Source organism: Rhodococcus koreensis, assembly GCF_017068375.1.
In the GTDB taxonomy this organism is placed as follows: domain Bacteria; phylum Actinomycetota; class Actinomycetes; order Mycobacteriales; family Mycobacteriaceae; genus Rhodococcus_F; species Rhodococcus_F koreensis.
Genome location: NZ_CP070609.1, coordinates 1,239,665 through 1,255,900, shown reverse-complemented (window position 1 = coordinate 1,255,900; position 16,236 = coordinate 1,239,665). Strand labels below are relative to the sequence as shown.

The following is a 16,236-nucleotide window of genomic DNA, read 5'->3' as shown; positions in this document are numbered from 1 at the left end:
GACGGGTGACATTCGATTCCGTCAGGGGGCGGGCCAGCGAAGGCTGGGTGACCCGCACCCCGTCCATCGTCGACCGGATCCGGTCGTCCGGCGACGGTCGGGTGCCCTTTTCCGTCGAGTTCTCGCCGCCGCGGGACGAGGCCGCCGAGGCCCGTCTGTGGCGCGCCGTCCGCGAGTTCGAGCGGATGGGTCCGGCCTTCGTCTCCATGACCTACGGTGCCGGCGGGTCGACGCGCGACCGCACGGTCCGCGTCACCGGACAGCTCGCCGAGGAGACCACACTCCTGCCGGTCGCGCACCTCACCGCCGTGTCCCACAGCGTCGACGAGCTGCGGTCGATGGTCGGCGCCTACGCCGACCGCGGAATCAGCAACATCCTGGTCCTGCGCGGCGATCCGCCCGGTGACCCGCTGGGCGAATGGGAGAAGCACCCCCAGGGCGTCGAGTACGCCGAGGAACTCGTCCGGCTCGTCCGCGACCTCGGTGACTTCCACGTCGGTGTGGCGTCGTTCCCGGAAGGCCACTACCGAGCGCCCGATCTCGCGCACGACACCCGGTACCTGGTGTCGAAGCTGCGGGCGGGCGCCGAGTACTCGATCACTCAGATGTTCTTCGACGTCGACGACTACCTGCGTCTGCGCGACCGGGTGACGGCGTACGACCCCGAGCAGGGCGCGAAGCCGATCATCCCCGAGATCATGCCGATCACGTCGCTGGGGTCGGTCCGCCGCATGCTCGAACTGTCGGGGTCGCGTCTACCGGCGCACCTCGAGAAGCGGCTGGCCACGGCCGCGGGCGACGGTCCGGAGGAGAACCGCGCCGCTGTGCGCGAGATCGGCATCGACCTCGCCACCGAGATGAGTGAACGTCTCATCGCGGAGGGTGCGCCCGGCCTGCACTTCATCACCCTCAACTTCGCGCGCGCCACCAGCGAGGTGCTCGCCCGGCTCGGCGACAAGGTCGGTTCGGGTGTGGCGGATCCGGCCCCGGTCACCCCGGCGCCGGTCAGCTGAGCGTCCGGCCCTTCCACCGGGTGCGCCCACGCCGATGACTGCGGTGTGACGACACGGTCAGCGCCGTCACCGCGGCGACGGACAGCGGGTGTGCGAGCGCGCCGGCCATGTCCGCGGTGGTGAGGCGGCCGCCGCGTTCGAGTGCCCGGGCACACAGCCGGGACGTCGTGGCCGCGAGATACCCCACCGCGCCCCACCGGCGGACGCGTCCGCGTCCCGCCGCGAGCGCGACCGGCGGCACCAGGTACGCCACGGTCGCGACACCGAGGACCGCGGCGGCGCCGAGGCGGGAGCCGAAGGCCGTCCACAGCCAGCGGTCGTAGCCGCGGCGCAGCGCTCCGGCGTCCTCGTACATCCGGCACGACGCCGACCGGCCGGCCACGACCAGCGTGGTCGCCCGCCCGCACCGGCGAAGCAGGCGTGCGATGTCGAGATCCTCGGTCACGCTGTCGGCGACGGCCCGGTGACCCCCGACGTCGCGGTACGCGGCGGCGTCGAAGACCATGAACTGCCCGCAGGCGACGGCGGTGGACGGGCGCCGCGAGCGGTTGGCGAGTCGGACGGGCAGCGTCGCCGCCCACGACCAGCCGAGCAGCGGCTGCACCAGGGCCTCGCCTGCCGACCCCGCCTGCTGGAACGGCCACGCGCAGACCAGGGCCGTGTCGGACGCGCGCAGGGCGGCGCAGGCGGCGGTCAGCGCGTCCGGGCGCAACCGCACATCGGCGTCGAGGAACACGAGGATCCCGGTGCCTGCCCGGCCCTGCGCGAAGGCGTGCTCGCTCACCCGGTGGCAGGCCGCGGGTTTACCCACCCACCCCGGCGGCGGTTCCGCGGTTCCCCGCACCACCGAGAACCGGGGGTCGCCGCCGGCCGCCGCCTCCGCGGCCCCGGCCGTCCCGTCCGTGGAGGCGTCGTCGTAGACGAACACCCGGAGATCGTCGACCCCGCGCTGTTCCCGCAGGTCGCGGATCAGGCCCGGCAACCGGTCGCGCTCGTCCCGGGCCGGGACGCAGACCGTGACGGGTTCGGTGACCGGGCGGGCCGGAGTAGGCAGGCGCGGTGCGAAGCGCAGGTTGGCGGCGGCGACGGCGAGACCGAACACCGAGACCAGGGAGCCGAACCGGACCACCCGCTCGATCGGCGCAGCGGTCACACCTCCGAGTGGTCCCGTCCGCGACGGCTGCCGAGCACCGGTTCCTTGTTGCGGGCCATCCACGCCAGCGCACCGACGATGACGGCGACACCCAGCGTCACACCGGCCATGATGCCCGCCCAGCCGGCGAAACTGCGGGTGCTGGGATCCGAATAGCGCACCTCGGCCCGGATCGTCGACGTGTCGCCGGCGGGCAACTTCCACGACACGATCGAATCGCCCTCACGGGTGCCGTTGGTGGTGGCGACGCGGGCCGGGAACGCGATCGTGAACTGCACGTCGGTGCCCTGAGCGGGGACCGAACTGAGATCGGCCTTCCCGTCGAGGGTCACGAGGTCGCCGGTCCGCTGGAGCGAGATCTGGAAACTTCCCGTGGCCTGCTCCGACATGGTGCCGAGCTGCTGCACGTCGCCGAACGTGAGGTCGCTGAAGAACGCCTGGCTGCCCACGTAGCCGTCCTTCTTGTACTCCTGGACACGCACCTTGTCCGACAGCGAGCCGGGGGGAGTGAGCTGGGGGCCCTTGTCCTGATCGTTCGCCGGCACGGCGGCGGCCACGATCTGGCCGGAGACCCGGTCGTCGGCGGACACGCCCATCGACACCTGAACCCGCAGGCATCCCGCGAGGAACGGTACGAGGAGAAGTCCGAGGACGGCGAGGGACGCGGCCCTCCGCGAGCGGGTCGAGGTCGGAACCGAAGGCAGCTGCACAGTCGTATCGTGCCAGGGGACCGGTTCGGTGTCAGGCGTGAGGGTGCGTGTCGCGGGCCCCGGGGCGCCGGACGCCCGGCCGCAGCAGCGAGACCAGCAGGGGAACTCCCAGGATTCCCATCGCGCACCACCCGTAGACCGCCGAATACCGCAACTCGGGGGCGTCCAGGAAGACGGAGTGGGCCAGCGCCGAACCCAGCCACGTCCACAGGAACAACCCGATCGGGACGCCGTCGCGGTGCCGGGTTCCCGTGCCGAAGCGGCGGTCGATCCGGTCGACCGCGACCGCCATCACCGTCGCGACGACGAACCACCCCGCGTAGTTCGTCAGCGGAATGTGCTCGACCCCGGGCAGGCCGGCGTCGGTAACGCACCAGCGCCACTGGCCGTCCGCGACCATCTGCGGGTCCAGATACAGGTCCCAGCCGACGACGCCGACGGTCGTCAGCGCGACCCGGACGGCCCGCCGGTGCGGGCCGCGGGCGAGCGCCGACGCCACACACCACACCGGGTAGAAGCCGGCGGTCCAGGCGAACGGCACCACCAGGGGCACCCCGGCGAGCGCGGGACCGAGCCGGTCGACGCTGTAGTCGTAGCAGCCGTAGGGAAAGCCGGTCGCCGTCCCGGCGACCTCGGAGACCAGACCCAGCCCGGCCGTCACGACCACGAGTCCCACCGCCCAGCGTCCGCCCCGGGTCACGGCCGCATGGGTGATCGAGGCGGCGGCGAGCAGGACGACGACGAACACGGTGACGACGTCGCGGACCCCGCCGTGCACCAGCGGGTAGAGGATCTGCGCCGCGATCGCCGCCCCCGCGAGAACGGCGGGAACGCGGGCGGTCATCGCCGGCGCCACACGCGGGCCAGACCCTTTCGGTCGTCGCGGAGCGCGATCCGGGCGGCGCTGCGGCCGCTCGCGCCGGACACCCCGCCACCCGGATGGGTCGAGGCCCCCGTCAGGTACAGGCGGTCCGCTCCCGGAACCCGGTGCCCCGACAACTCGGGAAGGGGACGCCACATCATCATCTGGTCCAGTGACATCTCCACGTGCATGACGTTGCCGCCGAGCAAACCCATCTCGTCTTCGAGGTCCTGCGGAGACTGCACGTGCCGGTCGAGGACGGACTCGCCGAAACCGGGTGCCAGCGCGTCCATCTCCGCCACGATCCGATCGGCCTCCGGCGCGGCGAGGTCCGTCCACCGCCTGCCGCCGGTCAGCCGGTACGGCTGCCACTGCGACCACAGGGTCACCTGGTGCCTGCCCTCGGGCGCGATGGTGGGATCGAGCCCGCTGAAGCTCATCCCCAGCACCGCGGGCCGCGGCGGGAGCTCCCCGGCGAGCGCCGCCCCGTGCGCGAGCCGCAGCTGGGCGCGATCCGAGACCAGCAGCTGGAGCCCGTGGGTGACGGTGTCGTCGGGCGCACTCGGATAGGCGGGGAGCGCGTCGGTCGCCAGCCGCACCACCATCCCGATCCCCGGGCCGACGCGGATCCGGCGACGCCACCGGGCGAGCGTCTGCGCGTCGTACCCGCCGCGTTCGAGCAGGCCGAGGGTGGTCAGCACGTGGCAGCCCGCGACCACCGCGCGGGAGCGGATCTCGCGGCCCGACGACGTCCGGGTCGTCCAGGTGCCGCCGTCGCGGCTCAGCGAGACCACCGACTCGCCGAGCGTGACCGTCCCGGCGTCCGACCGCAGCCGAGAGGCGAGCGCCGCGGTCAGGGCTCCGCTGCCGCCGACGGCCCGGCCGGGCGGAACGGTGTGCATCAAGGCCGCGAACCCGACCATCGGCGCCGTCCCCGGCTCCGACATCGGCGGACCGGACTGGGCGCCGAACCATGCGAGTGCCGCCTTGAGTCGTTCGTCGTCGAAATACTCGTCGAGCAGTGCGTCGCCGGAACCGAGGAACTGCCGGGAGAGGTCGCTGCCGCCGCCGCCCGTGTCGAGCCCCCAGAACGACGAGAGCAGCGCGGGCGCGGTCGGCGGATTCGAGAACGCGCGCATGACGCGGGCGCTGCGCGGACCCCACACGTCCACGAACCGGCGGTACGCGTCGGCGTCCGCGGCCCCACAGGACTCCTCGATGGACCGGCACGTCCCCTCGAGGCTGCGGCGGAACACGATCCCGGGCCGGTCCGTCCCCGCGGGGGCGGGGGCGAACGCCCACGGATCGCAGTCGAGGTACCGCAGGCCGTGCGCGCCGAGGTCGAGTTCCTCGACGATTCCCGTGTGCCGGACCATGATGTGCGCGGACGACCCACGGTCGACCTTGTATCCGGGGAAGCGTTCCACCGTGGACACCGCTCCGCCGAGCACGGTGTCGCGTTCGATCACCTCGACCGACCACCCGGACCGCGCGAGGTAGCACGCCGACACCAGCGCGTTGTGTCCCGACCCGACGACCACCGCGTCGATCACAGGGGAAGCCCGCGTCCCAGCACCGCGAACGGCCGGTTGTCCCCGGCGAATCGGAAGTGGCGCAGGACATCCCGGAAGCCGAGGCGGCGGTACAGCCGCCACGCGCGGTTGTCCTCGTCCGCCACTTCCGGGGTGGAGAGCAGCACTCCGCGTTCGGGTCTGCGTTCGAGGAGGCGCAGGAGCAGGGTCTCGCCGAGCCGGTGTCCCTGGGCGTCCGGGTGGACGTGGAGTTCGGTGAGTTCGAAGTAGTTGCCGAGGATCACGTCGATCTGGTCGCGGGTCCACCCGGTGTGGCGCAGACCGGAACGGACCTGCTGGTGCCACCACTGCTCGGGGGCCCCGCGGTAGCCGTAGGCGATGGCGACGAGGCGGGCGGCCGCGTCATCGGTGGATCCGTCACCGGCCGGGACGAGTGCGCCGACGCCGCGCCACCCCGACCGCTGGAGGTGCTCGTTCCACATCGGCGCCCGGTGGTATTCGGTGCCGTGGGGATAGCCCATGGCGGCGACGTAGATCGACAGCGCCTCGTGCAGGCGGTCGCGGAACTGGGCGGCCGAGAGTTCGACCACGCGCGGAGTCTGGTCAGCGTTCGGTTCGACCGGTCTCACCTTTCTCTTGACGACGTGTCGGTGGGTCCAGCTATATTGAATAGGTCGAACAGATGTTCGATGGCGGGGATCCGGCGATGCTCGAGGGAAGCGAGCATCGCCGGCCCCCGGACTTACGACCTGACTACGCCCGGCGGGGTGGTTGCACCGGGGTTTTGGAGGTGTTCGAAGTGATGACGAACCCGGTCACGGGACCGACCTCTGGGAACTCGCACCGGCGGGGTGACGTACGCAACCCGGCCACGAGGCGCGGTTCGGTGCTGCTCGATCGCGCCGACGCGCTCCTCGCCCAATCGGTGGGGGCAGGTGGCCCGGCGGATCGATTCCACAGCGCGTACCTGGCCGCGTTGCGCGGCGCGGGCGCGGTGCTGGCCGCCGCGGAGGGGCCTGCGGCGGGGAGCAAGAGGACACGAACACGTAACGCCTGGGTGCTCATGGCGCGCGCGGCGCCGGAGTTCGGGAATTGGGCCGACTACTTCGCCGGACACTCGGGCACCCGCGCCGCCATCGAGGCGGGAATGTCGCGAACCCTCACCGATCTCGAGGCCGACGAGTTCTTCGTCGAGGTCGGGCGCTTTCTCCAGGCCGTCGAAGAGCACATCGGACGTGGCGCAGGTCTCGATTTGCGGGCCTCCTGAGCGGCGGGCGCCCGGAAACGGCGGGAAAACGGTGAGGCGTCCGCGACATTGCGGTGCCCCGAACGTCGTTCGGTGCGGGAGTCCGTAAGGTTGGTGGGGAACTCGTACGTGGAGTAGGTGGTACGGGGATCGAACTGCTCGTATTATTAAATCTAGGTAGCCGCCAAAGTCGGTTACCCACCGTCTCGCACCGTGAGGCGGTGGCCAACACTCCAGTGCCGGGGGAGGTACCGTGCCACTCTCCGAGCACGAGCAGCGCATGCTCGACCAGATCGAGAGCGCTCTCTACGCCGAGGATCCCAAGTTCGCCTCCACTGTGCGAGGCGGTCGCATGCGTGCGGCATCGAGTCGTCGTCGATTGCAGGCGGTGGCCCTGTTCGTTCTGGGCCTTGTTCTGCTCATCGCCGGCGTCGCCCTTCCGATCAAGCCGGGCGGTTTCCCCGTCATCAGCCTGATCGGCTTCATCGTCATGTTCGGTGCCGGAGTCCTCCTCCTGTGGGGTGGAGGAAAGAGCAAGTCCGGACAGTCCTCGCGTGGTGGCTCGACCACGCAGGGTGAGACCGGCCGTGCCGAACGCGGTAAGCCCCGAAGCGGGCGCAAGAGTGGCGGATTTTCGTCGCGAATGGAAGACCGCTTCAAGAAGAGATTCGAGCAGGAGTAGTACGACCCGCTCGGCAGTTCAGTGGCGGCGTGGCATGTGATGCCACGCCGCCACTGCTGTCTCCGGGGCCGGCACCCGGTCGCCCGGCGCCCATTCGGCCCGGTCGTGCCCGGCAGGTGGGGCCAGTGAATGCTCCAGCCCACGAATCCCCACCCTCACCCACCCCGTTTCCCCACTTTCCCCCCTCGGGTCTGCGACAAGCCGTGGGGCAGGGGTAACGCACCAGTCCGGTGAGCTCTCACCTGGGCTTTTCCGGTGTTCCGCGCCGCTGTGTGCCGGGGCGCGATCGATGGTGCCCGTGGCGATGATCACGTCGGGAATCTTCCCCCACCCACTCCAATCTGCGTTGACCAGCAAGTATTGGGCAAATAGGGGGACAACACGCCGTTATCTGCCTTGTGGGTGGGGGAAAGTGGGGTACTGTGGTGCGCAGCGGGGAGCGAAGGTGAACCGCCCGGGCATACGGCGTTCGATTTCGAACGCGGTGGGAGGTGTCGAGTGTTTCTCGGTACCTACACGCCGAAGCTCGACGACAAGGGGCGGCTCACGTTGCCCGCAAAGTTCCGGGATGCGCTGGCGGGAGGGTTGATGGTCACCAAGGGTCAGGATCACAGCCTCGCGGTGTATCCCCGGGAAGAATTCACCGCTCTCGCACGCAAGGCCGCGGCCGCGTCGAGAAGCGATCCGGAGGCGCGAGCCTTCGTTCGCGGACTGGCGGCAGGTACCGACGAGCAGCACGCAGATGCCCAGGGGCGCATCACCCTCTCGGCAGATCACCGTCGTTACGCGGGTCTCTCCAAGGACTGCGTAGTGATCGGTTCGGTCGATTTCCTCGAAATCTGGGATGCGCAAGCCTGGCAGACCTATGTCGAGGCGAACGAGGAGAACTACTCGCAGGCAACAGGAGTCGCGCTCGGCGAAATCGTCTGAGCGTGAACACGTCCCGGCGAATGCCGCGAGGCCTCTGTCCGACGGAACCCTGACGCACTTCCCCAGCGCCAGGTTTTCATTTCGGGCAGGGACCTCGAAGCATTCGCCACGGCAACTGGCCGACACGAGAAGTTCGAGCAGTGAACCCCGGCACCGGGCTTGTTCACCCGCACCGCAGAGCAGGAGCCGGAGGGATCATGGTGGATCACGAGGGGGAAGATTCCTCGCCCGCCGATGGTTTCGGTCACATCCCGGTACTGCTTCACCGCGCAGACGAACTGCTGGGCCCCGCTCTCACCGCGAACGACCCGCAAGGCGGGGGCGCCGTGATGATCGACGCGACCCTCGGCCTCGGCGGGCATTCCGAGCACTTCCTGCGGACCTACCCCCAGCTGAGGCTCGTCGCCCTCGACCGTGATCCGCACGCACTGGAGATCGCCGGCGGCCGGCTCGCCCCGTTCGCGGACCGGATCACGTTCGTGCACACCCGCTACGACGGCATCGAGGATGCGCTCACCCAGGCGGGTCTCTCCGCGCGGGAGTCGGTGCACGGCATCCTCTTCGACCTCGGCGTCTCCTCGATGCAGCTCGACGAATCGGATCGCGGGTTCGCGTATTCGATCGACGCGCCCCTGGACATGCGGATGGACCCGACCACCGGCATCACCGCGGCCGAGGTCCTCAACACGTACAGCCACGGAGATCTCGCTCGCATCCTCAGCACGTACGGCGAGGAGCGCTTCGCGGGCAAGATCGCGTCCGAGGTGGTCCGGCAACGCGCGAAGGAGCCGTTCACGACCAGCGCACCGCTGGTCGAACTGCTGTACCGCACCATTCCTGCGGCGACCCGCCGTACCGGGGGACATCCGGCGAAGCGGACGTTCCAGGCCCTTCGAGTGGAGGTCAACGGCGAGCTCGATTCACTGCGCGCCGCGGTACCGGCTGCACTCGACGCGTTGACCGTCGGGGGACGCGTCGTGTTCATGTCGTACCAATCCCTGGAAGACCGGGTCGTCAAGCAGGAAATCACCCCCAGGTCCAAGTCGAAGAGCCCGGAGGGGCTTCCCGTCGAATTACCGGGGATGGGACCGGAGTTCCGGATCCTCACACGAGGGGCGGAGCGCGCGTCCGAGCAGGAAATCGAAGAGAACCCACGATCAGCCCCGGTGCGGTTGCGCGCTGCAGAAAGAATTGCCAGGAGGTCGGCGGCATGACGGTTCAGGTGAGTTCCACCGAGATTCGGCCCGCGCGGGCGGACAACCGGTCGGGCGCGGCTGAGCGGGCGTACAAGAAGCGCACCCAGCGCGCGGCCGTGCACAACGGATCCGCGATCGCCGTCTCCGGCAAGAACCGCACCGGCACGCTCACCGCCCGCATTCCGTTCGTGGCGACGATCCTCGTTCTGCTCGCGACGGGCCTGGCCGTCACACTGCTGCTCACGACCCGGTCCGCGGAGGACTCGTACCAGCTGAGCGCCGCCCGCGCGCACAACCAGTCGCTCGCGGAGGAGAAGGCGGCGCTCCAGCGTGACGTCGAGACCGCCAACTCCGCCCCGAAACTGGCGGAGGAAGCGGCCAAGCTCGGCATGGTCCCCGCGAACGACCCGGCTCGGCTCGTCGTCCACCCCGACGGCAGCGTCGAGGTCGTCGGAAAACCGGCCCCGGCGTCGGGTGCGCCCGTGCCTCCACTCGACGCGGCCGCCCCGAACACCCAGCGTGGCAACTCCGTGGCTACCGCCCCGAATCGAGGGAGCACCACGCAGTCTCCGCGCGCCACGCCGCAGCCCGGCAATGGCACGGAGATCCAGGCGCAAGGTGAACAATTGGTTCCCGTGATCCCTTCGGCCGCCGCACCGACGACTGCTCCACCCTCCGGTGGTCGCCGGTGAGTCGAAGCGCACCGAGAAATCGTCCCCGGCGCCCTGCGGGCGCCGGGAGCGCGTCATTTCCGTTCAGGCAACGGATCGGGCGCGGACTGATGTTCTTGGCGCTCGGCCTCGCCGCCGTGCAGCTTCTGTGGATCCAGGTCATCGACGCACCGCAACTGTCCGCGGAGGCGGCGAACCAGCGCACGACCACCGAGGTGGATCCGGCGCTGCGCGGGTCGATCACCGACCGCAACACCAATCCCATCGCCTTCACGATGGAAGCGAAGGCGCTGACGTTTCAGCCCACGCGGGTGCGCAAGGAACTCGAGGAGGCGAAGGCCAAGAGCGATACCGCCCCCGACGTCGATTCGCGACTCGACGCGATCGCGAAGGAGATCCACGACCGGCTCGGCGACGCCGCACCGGAGAAGGATCTGAAGGAGAAACTGCACGGCGACGAGACGTTCGTCTATCTGGCGCGCAGCGTCGACCCGAACATCGCCGCGCAGATCAGCGACAAGTTCCCGGAGGTCGGCCTCGAACGCCAGGACATCCGCGAGTACCCGGGCGGGTCCCTTGCCGCCAACCTCGTCGGCGCCACCGGCTGGGACGGTCACGGACTGCTCGGCCTCGAGGATTCGCTCGACTCCACCCTCGCCGGCACCGACGGCTCCCAGACGTACGACAGGGGCTCCGACGGCGCGGTGATTCCCGGCAGCTGGCGTGACAAGCAACCGGCGGTGGACGGATCGAGCGTCGAGCTCACCATCGACTCCGACCTGCAGTACTACGTACAGCAGCAGGTTCAGATGGCCAAGGACAAGTCCGGCGCGAAGGACGCGTCGGCGGTCGTGCTCGACTCCCACACCGGTGAGGTGCTCGCGATGTCGAACGACAGCACGTTCAATCCCGCGATCGGGGTCGGCAACAACCCGCGAACGGTGGAGATGGGCAACCTGCCGGTGAGCACGCCGTTCGAGCCGGGATCCGTCAACAAGATCGTCACCGCGGCGGCCGCGATCGAGTACGGGCTGACCTCACCCGACGAGGTTCTCGAGGTTCCCGGCAGCATTCAGATGTCGGGTGTGTCGGTGAAGGACGCGTGGGACCACGGGGTCGCGCCGTACACGGCCACGGGCGTGTTCGGTAAGTCCTCGAACGTGGGCACCCTGATGCTCGCCCAGCGCGTGGGGGAGGACCGTTACGCGGACATGCTGTCCAGGTTCGGTCTCGGCCAGCGCACCGACGTCGGGCTTCCCGGTGAGAGCGCGGGCAGCGTCCCCAGCCGGGACCAGTGGTCGGGGGGCACGTTCGCGAACCTTCCGATCGGACAGGGCCTGTCGATGACCCTGCTGCAGATGACCGGCATGTACCAGGCGATCGCCAACGACGGTGTCCGCATCCCGCCGCGCATCGTCAAGGCGACGGTCGACGCGTCCGGCAACCGGACCGAGACGGAGGCGCCGGAGGAGGTGACGGTCGTCAGCCCGCAGACCGCGGCCACCGTCCGCGACATGTTCCGGTCCGTCACCCAGAACGACACGGGCAACCAGCGCGGCACCGGGGTGCAGGCCGCCGTCGACGGGTACCAGATCAGCGGCAAGACGGGCACCGCCCAGCAGGTCGATCCCGCGTGCAAGTGCTACTCGAACTCGAACTACTGGATCACGTTCGCCGGGATCGCTCCGGCCGACAATCCGCGGTACGTCGTCGGAATCATGCTCAACGCGCCGACACGCAGTGCGGACGGCTCCGGTGGGCAGTCTGCTGCCCCGCTGTTCCACAACATCGCGTCCTGGATGTTGCAGCGCGACAGCGTGCCGATGTCCCCGGACCCCGGACGCAGGCTGGTGCTGCAGGCCGATTGAGCGAAGGTCGGCCGAATCGGGTTCCGGGAGCGCTCGCGGTAATCTGACACGTCGGCCGTTCAGTGGACACGCGCATTTGCCGTGAACGCAGGGAACTGCCGAGGTAGCACGCTGTATCGATCCGTGCACTACGCCGTTGTCCGTGAGAGTCGACATCCGAGAGGAGCCCGGTGCCTGTTCCGTCCCGCCCGCAGTCGGCGTCAGTGGAGGCGAAGGTCACAGACGGTCTTCGCCCCGCCCAGCCGGTCCGTACCACGGTGAGCGCTCTGGCCGCGCTCGCCGGAGCGAGGGTCGAGGCACCCACCGGAACCGCCGAGCACGTGATCGTCACCGGGGTGGATCTGCGCGCCCAGGGGATCATGGAGGGCGATCTGTTCGCAGCCCTTCCAGGGGCCCGCGCGCACGGCGCGGAGTTCGCCGCCGACGCTCTCGAACGCGGAGCCACCGCGATCCTCACCGACGAGGCCGGATTCGCGCTGGTGTCCGCACTGGGCACCGATGCTCCGGTGCTCGTCCACGACGACCCGCGCGGCGTGCTCGGTGAGCTATCGGCCACCATCTACGGTCGCCCCTCGGAGAAGATGCAGGTCATCGGCATCACGGGGACGTCGGGGAAGACCACCACCTCGTATCTCGTCGAAGGCGCCCTCAACGCGGCAGGCCGGACGACGGGTCTCGTGGGCACGATCGAGACCCGGATGAGCGGCCGCCGGGTGCCGAGCGCCCTGACGACCCCCGAGGCGCCGCAACTCCACGCGCTGTTCGCCGTGATGCTCGAGCAGGGGATCGACACCGTCGTCATGGAGGTGTCCAGCCACGCGCTGTCCCTCGGCCGCGTCGACGGAGTCCGCTTCGACGTGGGCGCGTTCACCAACCTCTCCCAGGACCACCTGGACTTCCACCGCGACTTCGAGGACTACTTCGCCGCCAAGGCGCGGCTCTTCGCGGCCGACTCGTCCGTGCACGCGCAGTACGCCGTCATCTGCGTCGACGACGTGTGGGGCCGGCGGATGGCCGAGGTCGCGCGCGGCGCCCACTCGATCGTGACGACGGTCGCGACGACGCCGGTGACCGACGGCGCGGTGTGGACGGCGGGCCCGGCGACGGTGTCGGCATCCGGCTCGCAGACGTTCGCGCTCACCACCGCCGAGGGCACGGCGCTCGACGTGGAACTCCGGCTGCCGGGGCAGTACAACGTCGCGAACGCTTCGCTCGCCGTCGCGTTGTGCGCCGCGCTGGGCGTCGATCCGCGCGACGCCGTCTCCGGTATCGCCGGGGTCGACGTGCCGGGCCGGGTGCAGCGGATCGACCGGGGGCAGGATTTTCTCGCCGTCGTCGACTACGCGCACAAGCCCGCCGCGGTGGAGGCCGTGATCGCGACGCTGCGCGAGCAGGTCCGCGGCCGCGTCGCCGTCGTCGTGGGTGCCGGGGGCGATCGCGACGCGGGTAAGCGGCCCCTGATGGGCGCCGCGGCCGCGCGGGGAGCCGACCTGCTGATCATCACGGACGACAACCCGCGTACCGAGGATCCGGCGAAGATCAGGGCCGCGATCCGCGAGGGCGCCCTCGGGGTGCCCGAGTCCGAGCGGGGACAGGTGTGGGAAGTAGCGGACCGAGCGAAGGCGATCGCCGACGCCGTCGGCTGGGCGCAGGCAGGCGACGTGGTTCTGGTCGCAGGCAAGGGACACGAGATCGGTCAGGAGATACACGGGGTGAAGTACCCATTTGACGACCGCGACGTACTGGGCGACGCGATCGAGCGACAGGTCGGAGGAACGCGATGATCCCGATGACACTCGCTCGGATCGCCGAGATCGTGGGAGGCGAACTGCACGATGTCGCCGACCCGTCGGCCGAGGTGACGGGAACGGTCGAATTCGACTCGCGCAAGGTCGCCGGCGGCGGATTGTTCCTCGCCCTGCCCGGCGCCCGCGTCGACGGACACGATCACGCGGCAGCGGCGATCGAGGCCGGCGCGGTCGCGGTCCTGGCCGCGCGCCCGGTCGGGGTCCCCGCCGTGGTGGTCACCCCGACGCCCGGGGCAGGCCCGAGCAAGGCGATGGCGCTCGAACACGACACCGACGGATCGGGCGCCGCCGTACTCGCGGCCCTCGCAAAGCTCGCGCGCGCATCCGTCGACGACCTCGCCGCGAAGGGGCTCACCGTCGTCGGCGTCACCGGCTCGGCAGGCAAGACGTCGACGAAGGATCTGCTCGCCGCCGTCCTGCGGCCCCTCGGTCCCGTCGTCGCGCCGCCCGGATCGTTCAACAATGAACTCGGCCACCCGTGGACCGCGCTGCGCGCGGACGCCGAAACGGGATTCCTGGTTCTGGAGATGTCGGCCCGGGACCGCGGCCACATCGCCTCTCTCGCAGCGATCGCGCCCCCGAAAATCGGGGTGGTCCTCAACGTGGGAACGGCGCACCTCGGCGAATTCGGTTCGCGGGACGCGATCGCCGCGGCCAAGGGCGAACTCCCGGAGTCGCTGCCCTCGGCGGAGGACGGTGGAGTCGCGATCCTCAACGCGGACGATCCGCTGGTGGTGGCCATGGCCCCGCGCACGTCGGCGCGGGTGGTGCTCGTCGGCCGCTCGGAATCCGCGCACGTGCGGGCCACCGACATCGTGCTCGACGAGAGGGCAAGGGCGCGTTTCACTCTCACGACGACGGCGGGCAGCGTTCCCGTCGAACTCGCCGTGCATGGTGAGCACCAGGTCGGAAACGCACTCGCAGCAGCCGCGGTGGCGCTCGAATGCGGTGCGCACCTCGACCAGATCGCGCAGGCGCTCTCCGGCGCCGCCGCCGTCTCGGGGCGCCGGATGGACGTCCGCGACCGGCCGGACGGTGTGACCGTCGTCAACGATTCGTACAACGCGAACCCCGACTCGATGCGGGCCGCCCTCAAAGCGCTGGTGTCGATGGCCAGGTCGGGCCGGGGAGCGGCGCGCCGGAGTTGGGCGGTGCTCGGAGAAATGGCCGAGCTGGGTCCAGAATCAGTGGTCGAACACGACGCCATCGGCAGATTCGCGGTCCGGCTCGATGTCAGCAGGCTGATCGTCGTCGGAACCGGAAGGCCCTCCCGTGCCATGCACCAGGGTGCGGTCATGGAAGGTTCGTGGGGTGAGGAGTCGATCCTCGTCCCCGACATCGCCGGTGCGGTCGCACTGCTCGAGAAGGAACTGGCGCCGGGAGATCTGGTGCTGGTCAAGGCGTCGCAGTCCATCGGATTGTGGGAGGTCGCGGACACGGTGTTGGCGGGAAGCACGGGACAGAAGGGTTCGGAGGCTACGCGGTGAGACAGATCCTCTTCGCGGCGGGCATCGCGCTCGCTGTCTCGATTCTGCTGACCCCCGTTCTCATCAAGGCCTTCTCCCGTCAGGGGTTCGGCCAGGAGATCCGCGTCGAAGGTCCGGCGAGTCACCAGTCGAAGCGCGGCACGCCGACGATGGGTGGCGTCGCCATCCTCGCCGGACTGTGGGCGGGCTACTGGGGTTCGCACATGATCGGCATCGGGTACGACGCGGACGGACCGTCGGCGTCGGGACTCCTCGTGCTCGGTCTCACGACGGCGCTCGGCGGCGTCGGGTTCCTCGACGACTTCATCAAGATCCGCAAGCAGCGCAACCTGGGGCTGAACAAGACGGCGAAACTCGTCGGACAGCTCATCGCGGCGGTGGCGTTCGGCATTCTCGCGCTGCAGTTCCGCGGTGCGAACGACCTCACCCCCGGCAGCGAGCACCTGTCCTATGTGCGCGACATCGCGACGGTCACGATGGGCTCCGTCGTATTCGTGGCGTTCTGCTACCTGCTGGTGAGCGCGTGGTCGAACGCGGTCAACCTCACCGACGGCCTCGACGGGCTCGCCGCCGGTTCCATGAGCCTGGTGCTCGGCGCATATGTGATCATTACGTTCTGGCAGTACCGCAACGCGTGCGAGACGAGCCCCGGCAAGGGCTGCTACGACGTCCGCGACCCGCTCGATCTGGCCCTGATCTGCGCGGCCGGCGCCGGTGCGTGCATCGGATTCCTCTGGTGGAACGCCGCGCCCGCCAAGATCTTCATGGGCGACACCGGTTCGCTGGCACTCGGCGGCATGCTCGCCGGACTGTCGATCACGACGCGCACCGAACTGCTGATGGTCGTGATCGGCGCGCTGTTCGTCGCCGAGGCGGCGTCGGTGGTGATCCAGGTCGCGGTGTTCCGGTCGAGCCGAAGACGCGTGTTCCGGATGGCCCCGTTCCACCACCACTTCGAACTCGCCGGGTGGGCGGAAACCACGGTGATCATCCGTTTCTGGTTGCTGGCCGCCATCGCCTCCGCGATCGGGCTCGCGCTGTTCTACAGCGAGTACCTGGCAGCGATCGGGGGCTGACG

Annotated in this window: 15 protein-coding genes; 10 read left to right on the top strand and 5 right to left on the bottom strand. The window is 69.9% G+C overall.

Annotated features, from left to right (window positions below; translation table 11 throughout):
• The first annotated feature begins 47 nt into the window (after positions 1–47).
• Positions 48–1,013, top strand: a complete 966-nt coding sequence (gene metF, locus JWS14_RS05740; protein ID WP_206015927.1) for a methylenetetrahydrofolate reductase [NAD(P)H] — start codon at positions 48–50, stop codon at positions 1,011–1,013.
• Here the strand turns inward: metF and JWS14_RS05735 are convergent.
• The 5 genes from JWS14_RS05735 to JWS14_RS05715 are packed head-to-tail and all read right to left on the bottom strand — an operon-like array spanning position 1,006 to position 5,899.
• A complete protein-coding gene (locus JWS14_RS05735; protein ID WP_206012663.1) occupies positions 1,006–2,166 on the bottom strand; it encodes a glycosyltransferase family 2 protein in 1,161 nt (386 codons plus the stop codon). The genes metF and JWS14_RS05735 overlap by 8 nt on opposite strands.
• Complete coding sequence (locus tag JWS14_RS05730) at positions 2,163–2,876, bottom strand: LppM family (lipo)protein (RefSeq protein ID WP_072945383.1); 714 nt, start codon at positions 2,874–2,876, stop codon at positions 2,163–2,165. Before JWS14_RS05730 ends, JWS14_RS05735 begins: the two co-directional genes overlap by 4 nt.
• Before the next feature lie 31 nt (positions 2,877–2,907).
• The gene (locus JWS14_RS05725) at positions 2,908–3,720 is read right to left on the bottom strand and encodes a carotenoid biosynthesis protein (RefSeq protein WP_206012662.1); all 813 of its coding nucleotides are present in this window, start codon (positions 3,718–3,720) and stop codon (positions 2,908–2,910) included.
• Positions 3,717–5,291, bottom strand: coding sequence for a phytoene desaturase family protein (locus JWS14_RS05720; protein ID WP_072945381.1), 1,575 nt, complete (start codon positions 5,289–5,291; stop codon positions 3,717–3,719). Before JWS14_RS05720 ends, JWS14_RS05725 begins: the two co-directional genes overlap by 4 nt.
• On the bottom strand, positions 5,288–5,899 hold the full coding sequence (locus JWS14_RS05715) for a GNAT family N-acetyltransferase (RefSeq protein ID WP_072945379.1): 612 nt from the start codon (positions 5,897–5,899) through the stop codon (positions 5,288–5,290). The genes JWS14_RS05720 and JWS14_RS05715 overlap by 4 nt, the downstream gene beginning before the upstream one ends.
• Before the next feature lie 173 nt (positions 5,900–6,072).
• On the opposite strand from JWS14_RS05715, the gene JWS14_RS05710 reads away from it, so the two are divergent.
• From JWS14_RS05710 to mraY, 9 genes are all read left to right on the top strand, one after another.
• Positions 6,073–6,537 carry an SAV_6107 family HEPN domain-containing protein gene (locus JWS14_RS05710; protein ID WP_241031272.1) on the top strand — a complete coding sequence of 155 codons (465 nt, stop codon included), beginning with the start codon at positions 6,073–6,075 and terminating at the stop codon, positions 6,535–6,537.
• A 232-nt stretch (positions 6,538–6,769) separates the two neighbouring features.
• Positions 6,770–7,198, top strand: coding sequence for a DUF3040 domain-containing protein (locus JWS14_RS05705; RefSeq protein WP_012688068.1), 429 nt, complete (start codon positions 6,770–6,772; stop codon positions 7,196–7,198).
• A gap of 498 nt (positions 7,199–7,696) precedes the next feature.
• Complete coding sequence (gene mraZ, locus JWS14_RS05700) at positions 7,697–8,128, top strand: division/cell wall cluster transcriptional repressor MraZ (protein ID WP_005247637.1); 432 nt, start codon at positions 7,697–7,699, stop codon at positions 8,126–8,128.
• 197 nt (positions 8,129–8,325) lie between these two features.
• Positions 8,326–9,342, top strand: a complete 1,017-nt coding sequence (rsmH, locus tag JWS14_RS05695; protein ID WP_072945375.1) for a 16S rRNA (cytosine(1402)-N(4))-methyltransferase RsmH — start codon at positions 8,326–8,328, stop codon at positions 9,340–9,342.
• Positions 9,339–10,016 carry a cell division protein FtsL gene (ftsL, locus tag JWS14_RS05690; protein ID WP_072945373.1) on the top strand — a complete coding sequence of 226 codons (678 nt, stop codon included), beginning with the start codon at positions 9,339–9,341 and terminating at the stop codon, positions 10,014–10,016. The genes rsmH and ftsL overlap by 4 nt, the downstream gene beginning before the upstream one ends.
• Positions 10,013–11,863 (top strand): peptidoglycan D,D-transpeptidase FtsI family protein, encoded by a 1,851-nt coding sequence (locus JWS14_RS05685; RefSeq protein ID WP_095865242.1) that lies wholly within the window; start codon positions 10,013–10,015, stop codon positions 11,861–11,863. The genes ftsL and JWS14_RS05685 overlap by 4 nt, the downstream gene beginning before the upstream one ends.
• Positions 11,864–12,033: 170 nt before the next feature.
• Positions 12,034–13,647, top strand: coding sequence for a UDP-N-acetylmuramoyl-L-alanyl-D-glutamate--2,6-diaminopimelate ligase (locus tag JWS14_RS05680; RefSeq protein WP_206012661.1), 1,614 nt, complete (start codon positions 12,034–12,036; stop codon positions 13,645–13,647).
• The gene (locus tag JWS14_RS05675) at positions 13,644–15,158 is read left to right on the top strand and encodes a UDP-N-acetylmuramoyl-tripeptide--D-alanyl-D-alanine ligase (RefSeq protein ID WP_072945367.1); all 1,515 of its coding nucleotides are present in this window, start codon (positions 13,644–13,646) and stop codon (positions 15,156–15,158) included. Before JWS14_RS05680 ends, JWS14_RS05675 begins: the two co-directional genes overlap by 4 nt.
• Positions 15,155–16,234 carry a phospho-N-acetylmuramoyl-pentapeptide-transferase gene (mraY, locus tag JWS14_RS05670; RefSeq protein ID WP_072945365.1) on the top strand — a complete coding sequence of 360 codons (1,080 nt, stop codon included), beginning with the start codon at positions 15,155–15,157 and terminating at the stop codon, positions 16,232–16,234. Before JWS14_RS05675 ends, mraY begins: the two co-directional genes overlap by 4 nt.
• The last annotated feature ends 2 nt before the right edge of the window (positions 16,235–16,236 follow it).